The following is a 21,122-nucleotide window of genomic DNA, read 5'->3' as shown; positions in this document are numbered from 1 at the left end:
CTCACGGCGAGTGAGGGCGCGTGTCATGCGGGAGGACATGGGTTGAGGTGACGACAAGCCTCCAGCGCCCGGTAACCAACACAGGCCGGAGCAAGAGCGTGCGGCACGTCGACAGCTTCGAGATCCAGCCGCCGACTCCGCCGTCACACAACGGCGTACCCCGGTCGGCGTGGGCCCGCGCCCGCCGCCGGGTGTCCCGCTGGCACCGTCCCTACATCGCCTTCCTGCTGCTGCTCGACTTCGGCGCGGCGGCCCTGGCCAGCTTCCTGGCCATCCAGATCTTCGAGCAGGCCGCCTCGGGCTTCCGGGCCCAGTCGTGGTTCTACACGGTCGCGTTCGTGCTGCTGCCGCTCGGCTGGTTGATCATCCTGTGGGGCAACCGGGCGTACGACCGGCGCTATCTCGGCCTCGGGCCGGACGAGTTCAAGCGGGTGATCCGAGCCGGCGTGGCGGTCGCGGCCACCGTCTCCTTCATCGCCTTCGCGACCAAGACCTACTCGCTCTCCCGGTGGACGGTGGGCTTCGCCCTGCTCGGGGCGATGCTGCTGATCCTGCTCGGGCGGATGATCGCCCGGTTCCTGCTGCACGTCGTCCGGCGCCGGGCCGGTCAGGCCGGGCACCGGATGGTGCTGGTCGGCACCCTGCCGGAGTGCCTGGAGGTCTACACCGCGGTCACCCGTAACCCCAGCGCCGGCCTGGTGCCGGTCGCCATCCACCTCACCGACGGGTACGCCGCCGCGCGCGGCATGGAGACCCCGGTGCCGGTCTACGCCGGCCGGGACGTGCTCGCTCTGGTGCGGGAGGTCGGCGGCGACACGATCGCGGTGTGCGGCTCGGCCAGCGCCGAGCCGGGCGAGCTGCGCCGGCTGGCCTGGCAGTTGGAGGGCTCCGGCGTCGACCTGGTGGTCGCGCCCCAGCTCACCGACATCGCCGGTCCCCGGGTGCACATCCGGCCGATCGAGGGCCTGCCGCTGCTGCACGTCGAGGAGCCGACCCTGTCGGGCCCGGCGCTGCTGGTCAAGAACCTGATGGACCGGGTGGTCGCGGGGCTCGGGCTGGTGCTGCTGATCCCGCTCTTCCTCGCGATCGCGATCGCCATCCGGATCTCCGACGCCGGGCCGGTCTTCTTCCGGCAGGCCCGGGTCGGCCACGAGGGGCGAACCTTCCGGGTCTGGAAGTTCCGCACCATGTACGTCGACGCCGAGGAGCGACTGGCCGGCCTGGTCGACCAGAACGAGACCGACGGCATGCTGTTCAAGATCAAGCAGGACCCACGGGTGTTCCCGGTGGGCCGTTTCCTGCGCGCCTCCTCGCTGGACGAGCTGCCCCAGCTGATCAACGTGCTCTGGGGCGAGATGTCGCTGGTCGGGCCGCGTCCGCTCCCCGCCGACGACGGTGACTTCCTGGGCGACGTCCGCCGCCGGCTGCTGGTCCGGCCCGGCATCACCGGGCTCTGGCAGGTCTCCGGCCGCTCCGACCTCTCCTGGGACGAGGCGGTCCGGCTCGACCTCTACTACGTCGACAACTGGTCGCTGGCGTACGACCTGAGCATCCTGTGGCGGACCATCGGGGTGGTGGTGGCCCGCAAGGGCGCGTACTAGCGCTCCGGGTCGCCAGCGGTCAGGATCGCTGCGTGGGTGGCAACCTGTCCGCTTTCGTCGGCGTCGTCTCGCTGGTCACCGCGCTCGCCGCGGCGCTCTGGGCGATGCTGCGGCTACGCGCCCGGCGGGGCATCGCCACGGCCACCCAGCGGGCCACGTACGAGGTGCTGCACACCGCCGGGCTGGCCGCCGAGCCGCTGCGGGCCGGGCTGAGTACGGTGGGCGCGGCGAAGGCCGTACGCCATCTGCGGGCCCTGGTCGGCGCGGCCGGGCTGGCCCTGACCGACCGGGAGGCCCTGCTCGCCCTGGACGGACGCGGCGCGCACCACGGTGAGCAGCTGCTCGCGGCGGCCCGGCGGGCGGCGTCCGCCGGCCGGTCGACGGTGCTGGGCGAGTCGGAGCTGCGCTGCGACCTGGTGGACTGCCCGGTCCGGGGGGCGGTGGTGGCGCCGCTGAGCGCGGACGGCCGGGTGGTCGGGGCGCTGGTGGCGATCTCCGACGAGCAGCCGGCCCCGGGGTTGGTGCAGGCCACCCTGGAGACCGCCCACTGGGCCGGTGACCAGCTCGCCCTGGCCGAGCTGGACTCGTCCCGGGAGCGTCTGGCCCGGGCCGAGGTACGCGCGCTGCGGGCCCAGATCAGCCCGCACTTCATCTACAACGCGCTGACCGCGATCGGCTCGTTCGTCCGGACCGACCCGGAGCGGGCCCGGGAGCTGATCCTGGAGTTCGCCGAGTTCACCCGCTACTCGTTCCGGGCGCACGGCGAGTTCACCACGCTCGCCGAGGAGCTGCGCTCGATCGACCGGTACCTGACCATCGAGCGGGCCCGGTTCGGCGAGCGACTCCAGGTGCGCCTCCAGATCGCCCCGGAGGTGCTGCCGGTGACCCTGCCGTTCCTCTGCCTCCAGCCACTGGTCGAGAACGCGGTCCGGCACGGGTTGTCCCGCAAGCCGGGCACCGGCATGGTGAGCATCGAGGCCCGGGACGCGGGCGCGGAGTGCCACATCACCGTGGAGGACGACGGAGTGGGGATGGATCCGACGACGCTGGCCGCCGGCATCGCCGAGCTGGCCGGCAGCGACCCGACCGACGACCCGGGCCAGCACGTCGGCCTCTCGAACGTCGACGAGCGGCTCCGGTCGGCCTTCGGGGACAAGTTCGGCCTGGTCGTCGAGACCGGCCTGGGCTCCGGTACGAAGGTGAGCATGCGGGTGCCGAAGTTCCACCCGGGCGTACGGGCGGGCTCGTGAGCGAGCGCAGCGAGCGGATGGCCGGGTCAGCACGGTGAACACATCCGGTTTCCTCCGGGTGCTGGCGGTGGACGACGAGCCGCCGGCGCTGGACGAGCTGGCGTACCACCTGCGGGCCGACCCGCGGGTGGCCCGGCTGCACACGGCGGGCGACGCGACCGAGGCGCTGCGGGTGCTCCGCGACGGCGACGTGGACGTGGTCTTCCTCGACATCCGGATGCCCGGCCTGGACGGCATGGAGCTGGCCCGGGTGCTGCGCCGGTTCGCCCGGCCGCCGGCGATCGTCTTCGTCACCGCGTACGACGACGGCGCGGTGGACGCCTTCGACCTGGGCGCCACCGACTACGTGCGCAAGCCGGTACGCGCCGAGCGGCTGGCCGAGTCGCTGCGCCGGGTGATCGGCTCCCGGGTGGTGCCGTCGCACCCGGCCGCCCTGGCCCGCGCCGAGGACGACCCGACGATCCCGATCGAGCTGGCCGGCACGACCCGGATGCTGCCCCGCTCGGCGGTGCGCTGGGTGGAGGCGCAGGGCGACTACGCCCGGCTGCACACCGCGGACGCGTCGCACCTGGTCCGGGTCTCGCTGGCCACCCTGGCCGAGCGCTGGGCGGACGCGGGTTTCGTGCGGATCCACCGGTCGTACCTGGTGCAGTTGCGGGTGATCGCCGAGCTTCGGCTGGTCAACTCGGGCTACGTGGTGGTGGTCGACGGCACGGAGCTGCCGGTGAGCCGCCGGCACACCCGCGAGCTGAAGGACAAGCTGGTCCGGGCGGCGAAACAGGACTGGAACCGCTGAGCCGGGTTCAGTCCGAGAGGCGGAACCGGGTCCAGTCTCTGCCGTCCGTGGTGAGCTGCACGTGGTCCGCGCCCAGCACCGTCATGTCGTCCCGGCCGTAGAGCCACACGTATCCGGGGGCACCGCCGGCCGCGCCGTCCAGCCGGTCGTACTCGCGCGCCGTGGTGAAATGCCGCCCGGCGTCCCGGCTGACCAGGGCCTTCGACCTGCTCGACGCCATCTGCATGTGCCCCGACTCGGCGAGCAGCAGCGAGCCGTCCGAGCCGACGACGAGAGACCTCATCTCCAACGAGTTGGGCAGGTCCGTGCCGACGTCCACCCAGGTCCGCCCGCCGTCGGTGGTCCGCAGCAGCTGCGACGTGCCCTCGACCCGCATCGGCTGAGCACCGGGCGGCGGCGGAGGCGCGATCAACAGGTACGCCTCCCGGTCGCTGACCCCCGTCACCGCGATCACGTCCGCTCCGACAGCCGGCCGCCAGGTGTTCCAGGTGGCCCCCCGGTCGGTACTGCGCGCGACCACCATGCTGCCGTTCAGTTCCCCCGGCCAGTAGGTCATCCAGATCGTCCCGTCCGCAGCCGGGTAGATGCTGGACGGCGGATACGGCACCGGTGGCCTGCCGTCGAGCCGGTACACCGTCCCCGTCGCCGGGTCCACGGCCACCGGCTCACGCAGCGCGCCGCAGCTCCGCTGGCAGAAGACCGGCCGGGCCTTCTCCGGGAAGGCGGCGACGGTCACCATGGCCTGCTCGGCTTCCCGCCAGGTGCGGCCGTAGTCGGTCGAGAGCTGGAGCCGGTCGCCGTCGCGAACCAGGTAGGAGCGCTGCCCGAGCACCGAGAAGTCCGGAAAGCCGAACGGGTTTCCCTCGGCGTCCTTGCCGCAGCGGGTGCTGTCGTAGCGGGCCGCGTCGTAGTCGCTCCAGCTCCGCCCGCCGTCCTCGGTGTGGGTGAAGAGCACGCGGCCGCAGCCGTCGTCTCGCACTTGCACGAGGACGCCCGAGTCTGGGCCGGTGATGAAGAGCTGGCCGCCCCGGTCCTGCCTCACCGGAGGCTGGTCCGGGCCGGCCCAGTCGACGCCGCGGGTGCCGGCGGCCAGAGGCAGGGCCGCCATGCTGGCGAAGGCGACGACGAGGGCCAGGGCCACTCCACCGGCGCGGCGTCGACGGCGGGCGCGGGCAGCCGCCCACAGGTCGTCCAGGGGTGGCTGTCGGACGGCGTCGGCGACCGTGTCGACGTCGAAGCCGGTGAACTCACGATCGGACATCGGTCCTCCCGGTGCTGCGCGTGGCGGCGATGGCGGTGTCGGTGTCGGGGTCGGCGAGCAGCCCGGCCAGGGCCTGCCGCCCGCGGGAGAGTCGGGACTTGACGGTGCCGGTCGACACGCCGAGCGTCGCCGCGACCTCGTCCACCGGCAGGTCGACCAGGTAGTGCAGGGCCAACGCGTGGCGCTGCCCTTCGGGCAGTTCGCGCAGCGCGGCCAGCAGGGCGAGGTGCTCGGGTGACCGGTCGGCGACGGCGGGCGCCGGACCGATACGCCGCAGCAGGGTGTCCAGCACCCGGCGGCGCCGGTGCCGGCTGCGTGCGACGTTCACCGCCACCCGGCGCAGCCAGGCCTCCGGGTTGTCCAGGCCGGCGAAGCGGCGTGGCGTGCCCAGCGCCCGGGTGAACGCCTCCTGGACCGCCTCCTGCGCCTCGTGCAGGTCGCCGGTCACCGCGTACAACTGCACGACCAGCCGGCGGTAGCAGGCGGCGTACAGCTCGGAGATCAAGTCGCCGTCGGACACCGTCACCTCCCCTCTCCACCTCTTCCACTCACGGGAGGAGCGAAAGGTTCCGGCGACCGGTCAGAAGATGTCGACCACCGCCGTCGTCCACCACGAATCTCCGCCCGTCCACCGGGTTGTCCACAGGAGTGAGACGTTCTCCACAGGTTGTCCACAGGGCGGGTCGCGGGCCGCGTCGGTCGATGCCCCGCCCGGGCCCTTGACATTTACGTTGATCAGGCGAGACTGCCGGGGATGACCGGAGCGGACAAGCAGGGCGTTCCGGGGCGGCCGGCCGAGGCCGTTCCGGTGCCGGCGCCGCGCGCCGCCCAGCCGCCTCGGCGTACCCGGATCGTGCTTGCCGAGGTGTCCCGGTCGGCCAGCCGGGCGGACCGTACCCGTTCGGAACTGACCCAGCAGACCCGGGTCGGCGAGGCGCTGGTCCAGGGCCTGGTCCGGGCCCAGCTCGCGCTGGCGCTGCGGCTGAGCCTGCTGGTGCTGATCGGACTGGGCGGCCTGCCCTGGCTCTTCGCCATCGCACCCGCGCTCGGGCGCACCACGGTGCTCGGCATCAACCTGCCCTGGCTGCTGCTCGGGGTGGCCGCCTTCCCGTTCCTGATCGGGGTCGGCTGGGCGTACGTGCGGCTGGCCGAACGGAACGAGCAGGACTTCACCGACCTGGTCCAGCGGCCGGAGCACTGAGGTGGGCAACCCGTACGTCGTACCGGCCATCGTGGCGGTCACCCTGGTCACGGTCGGCATCGGCTTCTACGGGCTGCGCCTGGCCCGGACCACGTCCGACTTCCTGGTCGCCTCCCGGGCGGTCAGCCCCACCTGGAACGCCGCCGCCATCGGCGGGGAGTACCTGTCGGCGGCGAGCTTCCTGGGCGTGGCCGGCCTGATCCTCAAGTACGGCGTGGACGTGCTCTGGTACCCGGTCGGCTTCGCCGCCGGCTACCTGGCGCTGCTGCTCTTCGTGGCCGCCCCGCTGCGCCGCTCCGGGGCGTTCACCCTGCCGGACTTCTGCGAGGTGCGGCTCGGCTCGCGCCGGCTACGGAAACTGGCCACCGTCTTCGTGATCTTCATCGGCTGGCTCTACCTGGTGCCGCAGCTCCAGGGGGCGGGGCTGACCCTGTCGACGGTGGCCGGCTCGCCGTACCCGGTGGGTGCGCTGCTGGTCGCCGTGGTGGTGACGGCGAACGTGGCGCTGGGCGGGATGCGGGCGATCACCTTCGTCCAGGCGTTCCAGTACTGGCTGAAACTGACCGCGCTGGCCGTACCCGCGATCTTCCTGGCGCTGCAGTGGCAGGCCGACGCCCGCCCGGCGGTGACCCCGCCCGACGGGCCGGCGTTCCGGGCCGCGACCACCGTCGTGGTCGAGCACCGCGCGACCCTCACCTTCCCCGACGGCGGCGTCCGGGAGGTACGCCCCGGCGACCGCCTCGACTTCGCCACCGGCGATCCGGTGCCCCAGGTCTCCGGCACCGCCATCGACGCGACGGACTGGCTGCTGCCGGCCACGGCCGGGAAGGACGACCAGGGACTGTTCGGCACGTACTCGCTGATCCTGGCCACCTTCCTCGGCACCATGGGGCTGCCGCACGTGCTGGTGCGCTTCTACACCAACCCGGACGGCGCCGCCGCCCGCCGCACCACCCTGGTGGTGCTCGCCCTGGTCGGCCTCTTCTATCTGCTGCCCACCATCTACGGCGTGCTGGGCCGGATCTACACGCCGCAGCTGCTGGTCACCGGTCAGACCGACGCGGTGGTGGTGCTGCTGCCCGAGGCCGCGCTCGGCCACGGCCCGGCGGCCCGGCTGCTCGCCGCACTGGTCGCCGCCGGGGCGTTCGCCGCCTTCCTCTCCACCGCGTCCGGACTGCTCACCAGCGTGGCCGGGGTGATCTCCACGGACGTGCTGGGTCGCGGCTCGGTCCGCGGCTTCCAGTTGGCCACGGTGATCGCCGGCGGGGTGCCGGCGGTGCTCGCGCTGAACGTCTCCGGGCTGGACGTGTCCGAGGTGGTGGGGCTGGCCTTCGCGGTGGCCGCGTCGAGCTTCTGCCCGCTGCTGGTGCTGGGCATCTGGTGGCGCGGGCTGACCGACCTGGGCGCCGCCGCCGGGGTGCTGGTCGGCGGCGGGGCCGCGATCGGGGCGGTGCTGCTCACGGTGCTGGGTCCGCCGCTGACCGGCTGGCCGGCCACGCTGACCACCCAGCCGGCCGCGTGGACCGTGCCGCTCGCGTTCACGGTGATGGTGGCGGTGTCGATGGCCACCCGGCGCCGACTGCCGGCCGACGTCGGGGTGACGATGCTCCGCCTGCACACCCCGGAAGCACTCCGCCTGTAGGAAGAGGACCTGCGGCATGCCCATCACGCGACACCGGCGCGGTCGCCGGGGTCACGGTGACGCTGGCGCCGACCTGACGTCGCCGGTGCGGCATACGGCTCGGGTATGAGGTGACATCATCCTTCCGCCGGAGCGTCGGCTGGCCGGCGCGAGATACGGTCGGGCTCATGACCCACGAGCACCCCGCGCTGTCTCTCCGTGGCCTGGCAAAGCGGTTCGACACCAAGATCGCTGTCGCCGGGGTCGACCTGGACGTGCCGGCCGGGTCGTTCTACGGGCTGCTCGGCCCGAACGGGGCCGGCAAGACCACCACCCTCTCGATGGCCGTCGGCCTGCTGCGGCCCGACGCCGGCCAGGCCCGGGTGCTCGGGTACGACGTCTGGGCCGATCCGGTCCACGCCAAGGGCCTGCTCGGCGTGATGCCGGACGGCGTACGGCTCTTCGACCGGCTCAGCGGGGCGGAGCTGCTGGCGTACCACGGTCTGCTGCGCGGCATGGACCCGGCGGTGGTCGACCAGCGCGCGGCGGAGCTGCTCGACGTGCTCGCGCTGACCGACGCCGGCCGTACCCTGGTGGTCGACTACTCGGCGGGCATGAAGAAGAAGATCGGCCTGGCCTGCGCGCTGCTGCACGGCCCCCGGCTGCTGGTGCTCGACGAGCCGTTCGAGGCGGTCGACCCGGTCTCGGCGGCGCTGATCCGCGACATCCTGCACCGCTACGTCGTCGGCGGCGGCACGGTCGTCTTCTCCAGCCACGTCATGGAGGTCGTCGAGCGGCTCTGCTCGCACGTGGCGATCCTCGCCGACGGGCGGATCAAGCGGGTCGGCACGCTCGACGAGGTACGCGGCACCCGGTCCCTGGAGGAGGTCTTCGTCGAGGTCGTCGGCGGCCGGACCGCGACCGGTCAGGAGCTGTCGTGGCTGTCCCGGTAACCGCGCCCGAGCGGCCGGCCCGCCGGGTCTCCGCCCGGCACTTCGTCCGCCTCAAGCTGCGGGTGCTGGGCAACAACTTCCGTGGCCAGGGGTGGCGGATCGCGCTCTTCGTGGTCGGCGTCGTGGTCGGGCTCTGGTTCGCCACCGGCGGCTTCTTCGCCCTGGCCGCGCCCGGCCTGGCCGGCGAGCCCCGGTACGCGCTCATGGTCGCGGCCTTCGGCGGGGGCCTGCTGGTGCTGGGCTGGCTGCTGCTGCCGCTGGTCTTCTTCGGCGTGGACGAGACGCTCGATCCGGCCCGGTTCGCGCTGCTCCCGCTCTCCCGCCGCACCCTGGTCACCGGCCTGTACGCCGCCGCCCTGGTCAGCGTCCCGGTGCTGGCGACGCTGATCGCGGTCGCCGGGCTGGTGGTCACCGCCGGTGCGCTGGGCGGCTGGCCGGCCGCGCTGGTCGCCGCCGTCGGGGTGGTCGCCGGGCTGCTGCTCTGCGTGGCCGCCGCCCGCGCGGTGACCAGCGCCTTCGCCACCATGCTCCGCTCCCGCCGGGTACGCGACCTGGCCGCCGTCCTGCTCGCGGTGCTCGCCGCGCTGCTCGGGCCGTTGCAGATCGCGGTGACCGCCGCCGTCAGCCAGGCCGACTGGGGCCGGCTGGCCGGGGTGGCCCGGGTCGTCGGGTGGACCCCGTTGGGGGCACCCTGGACGGCCGGGATCGACGTGGCCGAGGGCCGGGCCGGGGCCGCCGTCCTCAAGCTGCTGATCACCGTGCTGACCGTCGGCGCGCTGCTCTACTGGTGGTCGCGGTCGCTGGAGTCGGCGATGGTGGGTGCGGCCAGCGCCGGCCCGGCGCGAAACCAACGCGGCACGGTCGGCGGGGCCGTCGCCCAACTGTTCCCGCGCGCGGTGAGCTGGGCGCGGCGGGACCGGTTCGGCGCGCTGGTGGCCCGGGAGTGCCGCTACTGGTGGCGGGACGCCCGCCGCCGGGCCAACCTGATCACCATCGCGGTGGTCGGCATCTTCGTGCCGGTAATGGTCAACCTGGGCGGCGCCGGCTTCGCTGCCAGCGCCGAGGAGGGCTTCTCCGTCACCGGTGAATCGTCACCCGTGCTGGCCAGCCTGTCGATGATCTTCGTCGGCGTACTCGCCTCGCTCACCGTGGCCAACCAGTTCGGCTTCGACGGCAGCGCGTACGCGGCCAACGTGGTGGCCGGCGTGCCGGGGCGGCTGGAGCTGCGCGCCCGGATGACCGCGTTCGCGATCTACGTGGTGCCGCTGCTCGGCGTGGTCGCGATCATCGTGGCCACCGTGCTGGGGCATCCCGGCTGGCTGGGCATGATGGCCGGCACGCTGCTCGCCGCGTACGGCATCGGGCTGGCGATCAACGGATTCATCTCGGTGCTCGGCGCGTACGCGCTGCCGGAGACGAGCAACCCGTTCGCGATGAACACCGGCGCCGGGGTGGCGAAGAGCCTGTTCACCCTGCTCTCCATGATCGCCTCGGCGGCCGTGGCGGTGCCCATGGTGGTCGCCGCGGCGCTGCTCGGCGACGTCTGGCTCTGGCTGGCCCTGCCGGTCGGCCTGGCGTACGGGCTGGGAGCCGCGCTGCTCGGCACCTACCTGGCCGGGGACGTGCTGGACCGCCGCCAGCCGGAACTGCTCACGGCGGTCACCCCCCGCCGCTGACCCGGTCTGTACAACTCCCGCTCACCGCGCAGATCTTGGAGCCAACTGGCCCCTGGAGGGGCCTGTCCACCGGAGGCGTCGTCAGCGCGCCCGGCCGGCCCGGGCGACGGCCAGGAATGTGCGCCAGGCGTCCGGGGTGAAGGAGAGCGTCGGGCCGGAGCGGTCCTTGCTGTCCCGGACCAGCACCGCCCCGGGCAGATTGTCCGCCACCTCGACGCAGTTGCCCCCGGAGTCGGTCGAACGGGACGACGTACGCCAGCTGGGCTCGGCGATGGTCATGGCGTCACCTTCAACTTCCGGATCAGATCCAGCGAGGCTCCCGTGGACAGCGCTTCGCCGAGGAGGCTATCCCACTTCCGCTCAATCAAGCCGATCGTTTCCGGGTCGTCGACGACGTGTCCGCGGGCAGCGTTCTCCAGGTAGAGCACCCGCTCACCGTCCGGCAACTCGGCCAGCACGAAGCCGCCGCCAAGCCCCGCGTGCTCGCCGGTGGCCAGCGGAATCACGTGCAGGCGCAGGGCCGGAAGTTCCGCCACCTCCAACAACCGCCCGAGTTGAGCGTCGAGCACCGCCGGTCCGCCCACCGGCCGCCGCACGGCGGTTTCGTCCAGCAGAAAGACGCAGTGCGGTGGCTGGTCACGGTGCAGCAACTGTTGGCGTTCCATCCGAACAGCCACCAGTTCGTCCACCACGGCCGGTGGATGGAGGCCGCCGGTGGAGATGACCGCCCTCGCGTAATCCTCGGTCTGGAGGAGACCGGGCATCAGGCACGCCTCGAAGGCTCGCAGCCTCGTCGCCTGCTGCTCGTAACCTCGCCAGGGCACGAACCACGACGGCCCGCGCTCCCGATCCGCCGCTTCGAGCAGATTGGCGAGGAGGCCGCCGGTGCCGAGGGCCTGGTCGGCGGCGAGGGCGAACTCCATGGTCGGCCGGCGACGGCCGGTCTCGATCGCGGCGACGGTGGACGGGCTCCACCTGATCAGCGTGGCGAGCCCTTCCTGCGAGACGTCCGCGCCGGCCCGAGCCGCCTTCAGCGCCCGGATCCACATCTCGATCTTCATCCTTACGTCTCCGGTAAGTACGTGACCGCGCTGCGTAGTAAGCCCTGGCATCCTCCCCTGCCCGCGCCGTCGAGTCCAGGGTGGAGACACGCGGCCCGGCTGGTGGAGGCGACGCCCGGCGGCTGGGTCCTGCGTCGGGTCGCCCCGGTCATTCCCCGGGCCGGGGCGACCCCCGAACCCCTGGGAGGTGGGCGATGTTCGGGTTCATTCGCCGCAGGAACGCGGCGCTGTGGTCGTACCGGAGGAAGAAGCCGGCGGCGACGACCACCGCGACCGGTCCGGAGCGACCGAACCAGCCGCCGGCATGGGCGACCGCGCCGACGGTGGCCTTTCCGCGACCGGGCCGCGCCGGCTGGCTCACCCCCGCTCAGACCTGGCGGGCGAACGGCGGCCGATGGTGATCGTGATCCGGGCGAGTCGCGGCGGGGAGGCATCCGCTCCCGCCAGCGTGATGCCTCTGAGGCATAAATATGCCTCTGCGTCATCACGCTCATTCGACTTGTCGCCTCTCGCGGTCGACCCGCCCGAGCAGGCCGACCCGCCCGAGCAGGCCGACCCGCCGGAGCGGATTGACCCGCAGGGGCAGGACGGTGAGCGGCGGTGAGGCGGGCGCATCTGCCGATGCGGCCGGCGTGGCGGTGCCGGGTGTGCGGGGCGCACTGGCCGTGTCAACCGGCCCGGCTCGGCCTGCTGGTCGAGTACCGGCACGACCGCACGGCGCTGCTGGTGTACCTGGGCGGGCTGATGGCCGAAGCCGGCGAACAGCTCGGGCACGCCACCGGCCTGTACGAGCGCTTCCTCGGCTGGGCGCGGGCCCGGGGCGGCACAATGTTTCACGTGAATCATGAGCCGGGCGCCGAGATCCACCACACCGACCCGTTCGCGGCGCCGGCCGGGCAGCGGTCGCCGGTACGCCGGCTGCGCGGGCGGCTGGCCGCCCCGGTGACCCTGTGGACGGCCCCCGGGCCGGCCGGGCTGACCGTCTCGTCCACCCTGGTCGCCGAGGGAGAGCCGGACCGACTGCTCGGGCTGATCGACCCGGAGTCGGATCTGTGGGCGGCCGTCGAGGAGGCGGGACGGTTCGCCGTCGCGCCGTTGGGGCCGCCGCACCGGCAGCTCGCCGACCGCTTCGCCGGCCTCTTCCCGTCGCCTGGCGGGCTCTTCGCCATCGGCTCGTGGACCGACACCCCGTACGGTCCGGTGCCGTCCGACGCGGGCGGGTGGGCCGGCTGCCGGCTCGACGCCGCCCGGGAGTACGGCTGGGGCCTGCTGGTCGAGGCCACGATCGAGGCGGTCGACCTGGCCGAGGAGACCGCCCCGTTGCTGCACTACCGGGGCCGCTACCGCGAGCTGGACTGACCGGGCGCCGGCCGGCCCAGCGGCAACCGGTGAACGGAGTGATCTGAGTCACTCGGCGCAAAGGGGCGACCGTTCGGCGCAGGGGGTGACCGGCGTCGATCTGCACCTTCCCCAGCGGGGAGCGCGCTCTCTACCGTGCGCGAAACTCCCCACGCCTTGCGAAGGTGGTGATCCACAGATGTCCACGGACACACCCGCGTCCGCGCCGGCCGAGTCCGCGGCGGAGCGGTACCTCGCCGTACAGCGGTCGGACGAGTTCGCCGGGTTGCGGCGCGCGCTGCGCGGTTTCGTCTTCCCGATGACCGTCGCGTTCTTCCTGTGGTACGCGCTCTACGTCATCCTCTCCGCGTACGCGCGGGGCTTCATGGGCACGAAGATCTTCGGGAACGTCAACGTCGCCCTCGTCTTCGGCCTGCTCCAGTTCGTCTCGACGTTCGTCATCGCCTGGCTCTACTCGCGGTTCGCCGACCGGCGGATCGACCCGGTCGCCGACCGGATCCGGACCGAGATCGGGGAGGTGACCCATGAGCACGGTGCTCGCGGCTGAGGCGGGCAGCACCACCGCCCGCAACCTCACCATCACGCTCTTCCTGATCTTCGTGGCGATCACGCTGGCGATCACCGTCTGGGCCAGCCGGCAGACGAAGACCGCCACCGACTTCTACGCCGGCGGCCGTTCCTTCTCCGGCTTCCAGAACGGCATGGCGATCGGCGGCGACTACATGTCGGCCGCGTCCTTCCTCGGCATCGCCGGCATCATCGCCCTCTACGGCTACGACGGCTTCCTCTACTCGATCGGCTTCCTGGTCGCCTGGCTGGTCGCGCTGCTGCTCGTCGCCGAACTGCTGCGCAACTCCGGCCGGTACACGATGGCCGACGTGTTGGCGTTCCGGATGCGCCAGCGCCCGGTCCGGACGGCGGCGGCGGTGTCCACCATCACCGTGTCGATCTTCTATCTGCTGGCCCAGATGGTGGGCGCGGGCGCGCTGGTCGCGCTGCTGCTCGGCATCAAACCGGGCACCACCTTCCTCGGCATGGGCGCCGACACCGCGAAGGTCGCCACCATCATCCTGGTCGGCGCCCTGATGATCATCTACGTCACCGTGGGCGGCATGAAGGGCACCACGTACGTCCAGATCGTCAAGGCGTTCCTGCTCATGGGCGGCGCCGTCGTGATGACCCTGCTGGTGCTGGCGCACTTCAAGTTCAACCTGTCGTCGCTGCTCGGCGAGGCGGCGAAGTCCTCCGGGAAGGGAGCCGCGTTCCTCGAACCCGGACTCCGCTACGGAGTGGAGACGCCCGGCGACGCGCTGAAGACCTTCTACAGCAAGATGGATCTGCTGTCGCTGGGCATCGCCCTGGTGCTCGGCACGGCCGGTCTGCCGCACATCCTGATCCGCTTCTACACGGTGCCGACGGCGAAGGCGGCCCGCAAGAGCGTGCTCTGGGCGATCGGCATCATCGGCACCTTCTACCTGCTCACCCTGGCGCTGGGCTTCGGCGCGGCGGCGATGGTCGGCGGCGAGGCGATCACCGCACAGGACAAGGCCGGCAACACCGCGGCGCCGCAGCTCGCCGAGGCGCTGGGCCTCAAGTTCCTCGGCGGCGACCTGGGCGGGGCCACCCTGCTGGCGATCATCGCGGCGGTCGCGTTCGCCACCATCCTGGCGGTGGTCGCCGGGCTCACCCTGGCCTCGTCGTCCAGCCTGGCGCACGACTTCTACGCCAACGTCGTCAAGGACGGGCAGGCGTCCGAACGGCAGGAGGTGAACGTCGCCCGGATCTCCGCCCTGGTGATCGGCGCGGTCTCCATCGTACTGTCGATCTTCGCGCAGAGCCTGAACGTGGCGTTCCTGGTGGCACTGGCCTTCGCGGTCGCCGCCTCGGGCAACCTGCCGGCGATCCTGTACAGCCTCTTCTGGAAGCGGTTCAACACCTCCGGCGCGGTGTGGGCGATCTACGGTGGCCTGCTCGCCGCCGTGGTGCTGGTCTTCTTCTCGCCGGTGGTGTCCGGGGCGCAGACGGCCATGTTCCCCGACCACGACTGGCACTGGTTCCCACTGTCGAACCCGGGCATCATCTCGATCCCGATCGGCTTCCTCTGTGGCTGGATCGGCACCCTGCTGTCCAAGGAGCAGGACGAGGAGAAGTACGCCGAACTGGAGGTACGCGCACTCACCGGCGCGGGCGCGCACTGAGCCGCGCTGTCAACAGGGGCCCCCTGCGCTACGCGAGGCGTTGACAGGGGGCCCCTCCCTGCCTGTATAGGCTGGCCGGCATGAAGGTTGCTCCCCGATTCGGGTCCGGACACCGCGTCCTCGTCACCGGCGGCGCCGGCTTCGTGCCGTCGCACCTCGTCGACCGGCTCATCGAGCGTGGCTGCACGGTGGTGGTGCTGGACAACTTCGTGACCGGCTCGAAGGACAACGTCGCGCACCTCCTGGAGAAGCCGACCTTCACGCTGATCGAGGCGGACATCTCCGAGGGGCTGCCGACCGACCACCCGGCCATGGCCGAGCGGTTCGACGCGATCCTGCACATGGCCTCCCCGGCCAGTCCCACCGACTTCGAGAAGCTGCCGGTGGAGATCCTGCGGGTCGGCTCGGTCGCCACCCTGCACCTGCTGGAGCGGGCCACCGCCGACGGCGCCCGGTTCCTGATGGCCTCCACCTCCGAGGCGTACGGGGACCCGAAGGAGCACCCGCAGCGCGAGACCTACTGGGGCAACGTCAACCCGATCGGCATCCGGAGCGTCTACGACGAGGCGAAGCGCTTCTCGGAGGCGGCCACCATGGCGTACCACCGCAGCCGGGGCACGGACACCGCCATCGTCCGGATCTTCAACACGTACGGCCCGCGGATGCGGCCGGACGACGGCCGCGCCATCCCCACCTTCATCTCCCAGGCGCTGCGCGGCGAGCCGATCACCGTGCACGGCACCGGCAACCAGACCCGCTCGATCTGCTACGTGGACGACCTGGTCCGAGGCATCCTGCTGCTGCTCGACTCCACCGAGACCGGCCCGATCAACTGCGGCACCGAACACGAGATGTCGATGCGGCAGCTGGCCGAGACGATCGTGTCGCTGACCGGAAGCACGTCGGAGGTGAGCTACATCACCCGGGCCGCGGACGACCCGGAGATGCGTCGCCCCGACCTCACGCTCGCCCGCGAGCTGCTCGGGTACGAGCCCACCGTGACGCCCGAAGACGGCCTGCGACGCACAATCGAGTACTTCCGCGGGCGGCTAGGGTACTGACCCCGGCTGGGAGGAGGCTGACACCCGGTTCCGCCTGACGGCGGGACTGGTCCGGCCGACCTACCCTCGGTTGCATGTCAGCGACCACGCCTGCCGACTTTCCGCACCCCCACCTGAGTCGGAACGCGGGCCCCGCCTCGGTCCCCGCCCCCGCCCGGGGCACCGCCGGGCGCGCCCGCGTCGCCGACGCCCGCCGGGTTCCGGCGTACGACGGAGAGCCTCGCCGGGGCGGGCCGGCCGGCCCCGGTGGACCCTCCGGACCGGGCGGGCCGGGCGGCCCCGGCGGTGACCCGGGACGCCCTGGTCCCCGCCCGCGCTGGGGGCGGATCGCGCTGGTGGCCGGCGTGGCGGTGCTGGTCCTCGCGTTGCTCGGCGGCGCCGGGGCCTGGTTCTACGCCCGCAGCCTCGACGACGACCTGGCCCGGACCGACCCCTTCTCCGAGATCACCGGCGGACGGCCGGCCAAGAAGGTCGACGGCGCGCTCAACATCCTGATGGTCGGCACCGACTCCCGGGACCCGGACGCCTCGATGGACAAGGCCGGCGAGTGGCGCGCGGACACGCTGATCCTCATGCACGTCCCGGCCGACCACAAGAAGGCCTACCTGGTCTCCATCCCGCGTGACCTGTACGTGCCGATCCCCCAGAACGCCGGCGCGTCCTGCGACTCCGGCTCACGCAACAAGATCAACGCGGCCTTCGCGTGGGGTGGTCTGCCGCTCGCGGTGAAGACCGTGGAGTGCTTCACCGACGTCCGGATCGACCACGTCATGGCGATCGACTTCGGCGGGTTCAAGGAGGTCACCGACGCCCTCGGCGGCGTCGACCTCAAGGTGGACCGGACCATCACCTCGATCCACAAGCCGCACCGGAAGTTCACCAAGGGCGTGAACCACATGAACGGCGCGGAGGCCCTGGACTGGGTGCGGCAGCGCAAGCAGTTCCCCGACGGCGACTTCGCCCGTATGCGCCACCAGCAGGAGTTCCTCAAGGCGCTGATGGACAAGGCGGCCAGCACCGGCACATTGACCAACCCCAAGAAGCTGAACAATTTCCTCAAGGCGGTCACCAAGGCGGTCCGGGTCGACCAGGAATTCTCCCTCACCGACATGGCGCTCGAGTTCCGGAACCTGCGCGGTGACAACCTGACCTTCATCACCAGCCCCAACCTCGGCGGCCGGGACGTGGACGGGCAGTCCGTGGTGGTCTCCGACCGGGAGAAGGCACTGGCGATGTACCAGGCGATCAGCGCGGACACGATGGCCGAGTGGGTGAAGGCCAACCAGCAGGGCGACGGTACCGGCAACGGCGGCTGACGCGAGCGCCGCGCTGGCCACCACCCACCCCGGAAGCAGCTCGGCCGGTCGGCGGTCAAGGCTTGCCCCTCGGCGAGCCAACCGCCGACCGGCTGTTTTCAATTGGCTGTTCGGTCATTTCAGCGACACGAGCATCGAGATCTGCGGGAATAACTTGCGGACGAGGTCGCGAGAATGGAAGCGGGTACGTAAAGTGGTCCCGCCCCCGATCACGAGCTGGAGCACGCATGCCGGTTCAGACCAGCCGTCGCCCTCCGTCATTGGAGCCCGGCCCACCCGGGCGGGTGCCGCCGACCGTTCCGCCCCAGCCCGGCCCCGGCAATCAGGGCCCGGGCAAACAGCGCCCCGGCGGAGGGAAGAGGAAGCGCACCAAGCGCAAGGACCCGCTGTGGGCCCGGCTCACACTGATCTTCGGCGCGGTGCTGATGATGAGCAGCGGCATCGCAATCGTCGGCAGCAAGGCGCTGATCGGTCAGGCCACCAGCAGCATCGACCAGGGCAACCTGATCGGCGCGGCGGGCAAGACCGAGGCCGAGGGCGGCAAGAACCTGGACGGCCCCATCGACATGCTGCTGCTCGGCGTCGACGCCCGGGAACGCTGGGCCGCCGACAACGTCCGCGCGGACACCATCATCGTCCTGCACATCCCGGCCAGCCACGACCAGGCGTACCTGATCTCGATCCCCCGGGACACCGAGGTGGAGATCCCCGGTCACGGCACCGACAAGATCAATTCCGCCTTCTACTTCGGTGCGCAGAACGGTGGCGGCTGGGAGGGCGGCGCCCAGTTGATGGCCAAGACCATCAAGCAGATGACCGGGATCGGCTTCGACGGCGCCGCGATCATCAACTTCGGCGGTTTCAAGAAAGTCATCGACGCCCTCGGCAGCGTCCGGATCTGCGTGAGCCACGAGGTCGAGTCGCACCACATGTCGCTGGTCGACGGCAAGCCGATGTGGAACGCGGACGCCAAGAAGACCGGCAAGCCGCGTACCAAGGTGGTGCACAAGAAGGGCTGCAAGCAGATGGAGGGCTGGGAGGCGCTCGACTACTCCCGCCAGCGCTACGGCCTGCCCGGCGGCGACTACGACCGCCAGCAGAACCAGCAGCAGCTGATCAAGGCGATGGCGAAGAAGGCCACCGACAAGGGCATGCTGACCAACCCGATCAAGCTGAAGCAGCTGATCAACGCGGCCGGCAAAGCCCTCGTCCTGGACACCGGCAGGGTGGATCCCGCCGACTTCATCTTCACCCTCAAGGGCGTCACCGGTAACGACCTGATCACCCTCCGGACCAACGGCGGCAAGTACGCCACCAACGCCAACGACCGGGAATCGCTCAACGAGCTGAGCAAGCAGATGTTCGCCGCGGTCAGGGAGGACAAGCTCGCCGACTTCGTGGTCGCGAACCCGGAGGTCCTCTCCACCAGAAAGTGAGCGTGACCCGGCGGTAGCTGCGGCGAAGCGGCCACCGCCGGGCACGCCGCGCCGTAGCCTGACGTGAGCGGGTCTCACGTCAGCGCTGCGGGGAGGGGCGTCACGTTCAGGCGAGCACGGACCAGGCGCGGGCGGGGGCGACCCGCCCGCTGGACCCGGTTCCTGCTCGGTGGCGGGCTCGCCCTGATCCTGCTCGCCACGCTCGGGCTGGCCGGGCTGCACTGGCTCACCCACCGGTACGACCGTGCGGTGACCAGGCAGGACCTGCTCGACCCGGCTGCCCGGCAGCCGCGGACCGACCTGTCCCGCGGGCTGAACTACCTGCTGATCGGCTCGGATCACCGGCCCGGCGCCAATCCCGACGACCAACGCTCCGACAGCATCCTGATCGTCCACGTGCCGGCCGGCATACGGCAGGCGTACCTGATCTCGATCCCGCGCGACCTGCTCGTCACCGTCCCGCCAGCGCCCGGCTACGGCGGCGGCCCGGACAAGATCAACGCGGCGTACGAGCACGGCGGCGGCGGCGCGGGCGGGGTCCGGCTGCTCTCCGCCACCCTGAGCCAGCTGACCGGGCTCCGCTTCGACGGCGCCGCACTGGTCGACTTCTCCGGCTTCAAGGAGGTCATCGACCTGCTCGGCGGCATCCGGATGTGCGTCGACACCGAGGTCCGGTCGGTCCACACGAACACCCTGTTCACCCCCGGCTGCCAGCAGATGGACGGCGCCCGGGCGCTGGACTACGTCCGCCAGCGCTACGACCTGCCGGGCGGCGACTACGATCGGCAGCGCCACCAGCAGCAGATGCTCCGCGCGGTGCTGGACAAGGCCGGCCAGACGCACCTGCGCGACGACCCGGTCAAGCTCGACCGGGTGCTCCGGGCGGCCGGTGGCGCGCTGACCCTGGACACCAACGGGGTGTCGCTGGACGACCTGCTCGTCGCGTTCCGCGGGCTGCCGTCGGACGCGCTGCACGGGGTCCAGGTCCCCTCGTATCCGCAGATCATCGACGAGGTCTCGTACGTGGTGCTGGACAACGGCGGCGGCGGGCTCTTCGACGCGCTGCGGGCCGCCCGGATGCCGGAGTGGGCCGGGGCAAATCCCCGCTGGGTCAACCGGTTGTGACCGGGACGGCAGTCTAGGCTTGGTAGCCGTGTTCGGACCCCACGTTCCCAGCGTGCCCGCGTCGGCCGTGCCCGACGACGTCTACCTGCTCGACGTCCGGGAGGACGACGAGTGGGCCGCCGGTCACGCGCCGGCCGCCCACCACCTGCCGATGACCGAGCTGCCCGGCCGACTGCCCGAGGTGCCGAGCGACCGCGAGGTGGCCGTCATCTGCCGCTCCGGTGGCCGGTCCGCTCAGGTCGTCGCGTACCTCCTGCGCAACGGCTGGGATCAGGTGCGCAACGTCGAGGGCGGGATGGGTGACTGGGCCGCCGCCGGCCGCCCCGTGGTCACCGACGACGGACAGCCGGGCCGGGTCGTCTGAGGCGCGCCGAGCGGCATGACCACGCCCCTGGTCTTCGCGCACCGCGGCTCCTCGTACGACCTGCCCGAGCACACGCTGGCCGCATACCTGCGCGCGCTCGACGAAGGCGCCGACGGGCTCGAGTGCGACGTCCGGCTGACCCGCGACGGGCATCTCGTCTGCGTGCACGACCGCCGACTGGACCGGACCAGCAACGGCCACGGGCTGGTCAGCGCGCGGACCCTCGCCGAGCTGGAAGCGCTGGACTTCGGCTCGTGGCACCCCGGCGGGGTGGCGGCCGAGGGGGACGAACCGCTCGACGAGTCGCACACCCGGCTGCTCACCCTGGAACGGTTGCTCGACGCCGTGCTGGCCGCCGGCCGGCCGGTCCGGCTGCTGGTCGAGACCAAGCACCCCTCCCGCTACGGCGGGGATGTGGAACGCCGCCTGGTCACCGTGCTGCGCCGGTACGGTCTCGCCGACCCTCGTCCGGACGATCCGGTCCGGGTCACCGTGATGTCCTTCTCCGCGCTCGCCGTACGCCGGATCCGCGACCTCGCGCCCGGCCTGCCCACGGTGCTGCTGCTGGAAGTGCTCCCGCGCTGGCTGCGACTGGGCCGGCTGCCGTTCGGCAGCCGGATCGCCGGGCCGGGGATCGCCCTGGTCCGGGCCCGGCCGCAGCTCGTCCCCGCACTGCGGGCCGCCGGGAACCAGGTCTACGTCTGGACGGTGAACGAGCCGGAGGACCTGGAACTGGTGCTGGCCGCCGGTGTGGACGGCGTGATCACCGACCGGCCCGGCCGGACGCTGGCCCGGCTGGGCCGTTGAGTCTCGTCGATCCGTCCGGCGGCCGGCCCCGCGCCG

General features: G+C 72.0%; 21 protein-coding genes. 16 read left to right on the top strand and 5 right to left on the bottom strand.

Going from position 1 to position 21,122, the window contains the following annotated elements; all coding sequences use genetic code 11:
• The first annotated feature begins 98 nt into the window (after window positions 1-98).
• Genes ABZ570_RS04300 through ABZ570_RS04290 form a run of 3 tightly spaced genes read left to right on the top strand, consistent with a single transcriptional unit; the run spans window position 99 to window position 3,647 of the window.
• On the top strand, window positions 99-1,601 hold the full coding sequence (locus ABZ570_RS04300; RefSeq protein ID WP_358056629.1) for a sugar transferase: 1,503 nt from the start codon (window positions 99-101) through the stop codon (window positions 1,599-1,601).
• Window positions 1,602-1,633: 32 nt separating this feature from the next.
• On the top strand, window positions 1,634-2,851 hold the full coding sequence (locus tag ABZ570_RS04295; RefSeq protein ID WP_358056627.1) for a histidine kinase: 1,218 nt from the start codon (window positions 1,634-1,636) through the stop codon (window positions 2,849-2,851).
• 34 nt (window positions 2,852-2,885) lie between these two features.
• The gene (locus ABZ570_RS04290; protein ID WP_358056625.1) at window positions 2,886-3,647 is read left to right on the top strand and encodes a LytTR family DNA-binding domain-containing protein; all 762 of its coding nucleotides are present in this window, start codon (window positions 2,886-2,888) and stop codon (window positions 3,645-3,647) included.
• A gap of 7 nt (window positions 3,648-3,654) precedes the next feature.
• On the opposite strand, the gene ABZ570_RS04285 is transcribed toward ABZ570_RS04290, so the two are convergent.
• A complete protein-coding gene (locus ABZ570_RS04285) occupies window positions 3,655-4,908 on the bottom strand; it encodes a sialidase family protein (protein WP_358056623.1) in 1,254 nt (417 codons plus the stop codon).
• Window positions 4,895-5,428, bottom strand: coding sequence for a sigma-70 family RNA polymerase sigma factor (locus ABZ570_RS04280; protein ID WP_358056621.1), 534 nt, complete (start codon window positions 5,426-5,428; stop codon window positions 4,895-4,897). The genes ABZ570_RS04285 and ABZ570_RS04280 overlap by 14 nt, the downstream gene beginning before the upstream one ends.
• A gap of 234 nt (window positions 5,429-5,662) precedes the next feature.
• On the opposite strand from ABZ570_RS04280, the gene ABZ570_RS04275 reads away from it, so the two are divergent.
• From ABZ570_RS04275 to ABZ570_RS04260, 4 genes are all read left to right on the top strand, one after another.
• On the top strand, window positions 5,663-6,109 hold the full coding sequence (locus tag ABZ570_RS04275) for a hypothetical protein (RefSeq protein ID WP_358056619.1): 447 nt from the start codon (window positions 5,663-5,665) through the stop codon (window positions 6,107-6,109).
• A gap of 1 nt (window position 6,110) precedes the next feature.
• Window positions 6,111-7,751 (top strand): cation acetate symporter, encoded by a 1,641-nt coding sequence (locus ABZ570_RS04270; RefSeq protein ID WP_358056617.1) that lies wholly within the window; start codon window positions 6,111-6,113, stop codon window positions 7,749-7,751.
• A gap of 167 nt (window positions 7,752-7,918) precedes the next feature.
• Complete coding sequence (locus tag ABZ570_RS04265) at window positions 7,919-8,683, top strand: ABC transporter ATP-binding protein (RefSeq protein ID WP_358056615.1); 765 nt, start codon at window positions 7,919-7,921, stop codon at window positions 8,681-8,683.
• Window positions 8,668-10,359, top strand: a complete 1,692-nt coding sequence (locus ABZ570_RS04260; protein WP_358056613.1) for an ABC transporter permease — start codon at window positions 8,668-8,670, stop codon at window positions 10,357-10,359. Before ABZ570_RS04265 ends, ABZ570_RS04260 begins: the two co-directional genes overlap by 16 nt.
• Before the next feature lie 81 nt (window positions 10,360-10,440).
• Here ABZ570_RS04260 and ABZ570_RS04255 read toward each other — a convergent pair whose 3' ends face one another.
• The 3 genes from ABZ570_RS04255 to ABZ570_RS04245 all read right to left on the bottom strand — a co-directional run bounded on the left by ABZ570_RS04255 (window position 10,441) and on the right by ABZ570_RS04245 (window position 11,781).
• Window positions 10,441-10,638: a DUF397 domain-containing protein gene (locus ABZ570_RS04255; protein WP_358056611.1), complete on the bottom strand. Its 198-nt coding sequence runs from the start codon at window positions 10,636-10,638 to the stop codon at window positions 10,441-10,443.
• Entirely contained in the window at window positions 10,635-11,420 is a 786-nt protein-coding gene (locus ABZ570_RS04250; protein ID WP_358056679.1) for a helix-turn-helix transcriptional regulator, read from the bottom strand. The genes ABZ570_RS04255 and ABZ570_RS04250 overlap by 4 nt, the downstream gene beginning before the upstream one ends.
• 148 nt (window positions 11,421-11,568) lie before the next feature.
• Window positions 11,569-11,781 (bottom strand): hypothetical protein, encoded by a 213-nt coding sequence (locus tag ABZ570_RS04245; protein ID WP_358056609.1) that lies wholly within the window; start codon window positions 11,779-11,781, stop codon window positions 11,569-11,571.
• Between the two features lie 260 nt (window positions 11,782-12,041).
• Between ABZ570_RS04245 and ABZ570_RS04240 the strand changes: the two genes are divergently transcribed.
• The 9 genes from ABZ570_RS04240 (at window position 12,042) to ABZ570_RS04200 (ending at window position 21,086) form a co-directional block, all read left to right on the top strand.
• On the top strand, window positions 12,042-12,779 hold the full coding sequence (locus ABZ570_RS04240) for a flavin reductase family protein (RefSeq protein ID WP_358056677.1): 738 nt from the start codon (window positions 12,042-12,044) through the stop codon (window positions 12,777-12,779).
• 178 nt (window positions 12,780-12,957) lie between these two features.
• Window positions 12,958-13,326, top strand: coding sequence for a DUF485 domain-containing protein (locus ABZ570_RS04235; RefSeq protein WP_358056607.1), 369 nt, complete (start codon window positions 12,958-12,960; stop codon window positions 13,324-13,326).
• Entirely contained in the window at window positions 13,304-14,977 is a 1,674-nt protein-coding gene (locus ABZ570_RS04230) for a cation acetate symporter (protein ID WP_358056605.1), read from the top strand. Before ABZ570_RS04235 ends, ABZ570_RS04230 begins: the two co-directional genes overlap by 23 nt.
• An 80-nt stretch (window positions 14,978-15,057) precedes the next feature.
• A complete protein-coding gene (locus tag ABZ570_RS04225) occupies window positions 15,058-16,038 on the top strand; it encodes a UDP-glucuronic acid decarboxylase family protein (protein ID WP_358056603.1) in 981 nt (326 codons plus the stop codon).
• Between the two features lie 74 nt (window positions 16,039-16,112).
• On the top strand, window positions 16,113-17,354 hold the full coding sequence (locus ABZ570_RS04220; protein ID WP_358056601.1) for an LCP family protein: 1,242 nt from the start codon (window positions 16,113-16,115) through the stop codon (window positions 17,352-17,354).
• Window positions 17,355-17,581: 227 nt separating this feature from the next.
• A complete protein-coding gene (locus ABZ570_RS04215; protein ID WP_358056599.1) occupies window positions 17,582-18,790 on the top strand; it encodes an LCP family protein in 1,209 nt (402 codons plus the stop codon).
• Window positions 18,791-18,976: 186 nt separating this feature from the next.
• On the top strand, window positions 18,977-19,915 hold the full coding sequence (locus tag ABZ570_RS04210; RefSeq protein ID WP_358056675.1) for an LCP family protein: 939 nt from the start codon (window positions 18,977-18,979) through the stop codon (window positions 19,913-19,915).
• 28 nt (window positions 19,916-19,943) lie between these two features.
• Window positions 19,944-20,279 (top strand): rhodanese-like domain-containing protein, encoded by a 336-nt coding sequence (locus ABZ570_RS04205; protein WP_358056597.1) that lies wholly within the window; start codon window positions 19,944-19,946, stop codon window positions 20,277-20,279.
• Window positions 20,280-20,294: 15 nt separating this feature from the next.
• Window positions 20,295-21,086 (top strand): glycerophosphodiester phosphodiesterase family protein, encoded by a 792-nt coding sequence (locus tag ABZ570_RS04200; RefSeq protein WP_358056595.1) that lies wholly within the window; start codon window positions 20,295-20,297, stop codon window positions 21,084-21,086.
• Window positions 21,087-21,122: the final 36 nt, after the last annotated feature.

This window comes from Micromonospora sp. NPDC007271, assembly GCF_040634005.1.
GTDB lineage: Bacteria > Actinomycetota > Actinomycetes > Mycobacteriales > Micromonosporaceae > Micromonospora.
The sequence above is the reverse complement of the archived record's forward strand: the minus strand, read 5'-3'. Positions and strand labels throughout refer to the sequence as shown.

What these genes read in the sequence shown, in the direction of transcription:
- ABZ570_RS04255 (WP_358056611.1), bottom strand. Translation starts at nt 10,638, where the DNA reads ATGACCATCGCCGAGCCCAGCTGGCGTACGTCGTCCCGTTCGACCGAC.
- ABZ570_RS04265 (WP_358056615.1), top strand. Translation starts at nt 7,919, where the DNA reads ATGACCCACGAGCACCCCGCGCTGTCTCTCCGTGGCCTGGCAAAGCGG.
- ABZ570_RS04220 (WP_358056601.1), top strand. Translation starts at nt 16,113, where the DNA reads ATGTCAGCGACCACGCCTGCCGACTTTCCGCACCCCCACCTGAGTCGG.
- ABZ570_RS04230 (WP_358056605.1), top strand. Translation starts at nt 13,304, where the DNA reads ATGAGCACGGTGCTCGCGGCTGAGGCGGGCAGCACCACCGCCCGCAAC.
- ABZ570_RS04275 (WP_358056619.1), top strand. Translation starts at nt 5,663, where the DNA reads ATGACCGGAGCGGACAAGCAGGGCGTTCCGGGGCGGCCGGCCGAGGCC.
- ABZ570_RS04285 (WP_358056623.1), bottom strand. Translation starts at nt 4,908, where the DNA reads ATGTCCGATCGTGAGTTCACCGGCTTCGACGTCGACACGGTCGCCGAC.
- ABZ570_RS04225 (WP_358056603.1), top strand. Translation starts at nt 15,058, where the DNA reads ATGAAGGTTGCTCCCCGATTCGGGTCCGGACACCGCGTCCTCGTCACC.
- ABZ570_RS04215 (WP_358056599.1), top strand. Translation starts at nt 17,582, where the DNA reads ATGCCGGTTCAGACCAGCCGTCGCCCTCCGTCATTGGAGCCCGGCCCA.
- ABZ570_RS04240 (WP_358056677.1), top strand. Translation starts at nt 12,042, where the DNA reads ATGCGGCCGGCGTGGCGGTGCCGGGTGTGCGGGGCGCACTGGCCGTGT.
- ABZ570_RS04200 (WP_358056595.1), top strand. Translation starts at nt 20,295, where the DNA reads ATGACCACGCCCCTGGTCTTCGCGCACCGCGGCTCCTCGTACGACCTG.
- ABZ570_RS04250 (WP_358056679.1), bottom strand. Translation starts at nt 11,420, where the DNA reads ATGAAGATCGAGATGTGGATCCGGGCGCTGAAGGCGGCTCGGGCCGGC.
- ABZ570_RS04235 (WP_358056607.1), top strand. Translation starts at nt 12,958, where the DNA reads ATGTCCACGGACACACCCGCGTCCGCGCCGGCCGAGTCCGCGGCGGAG.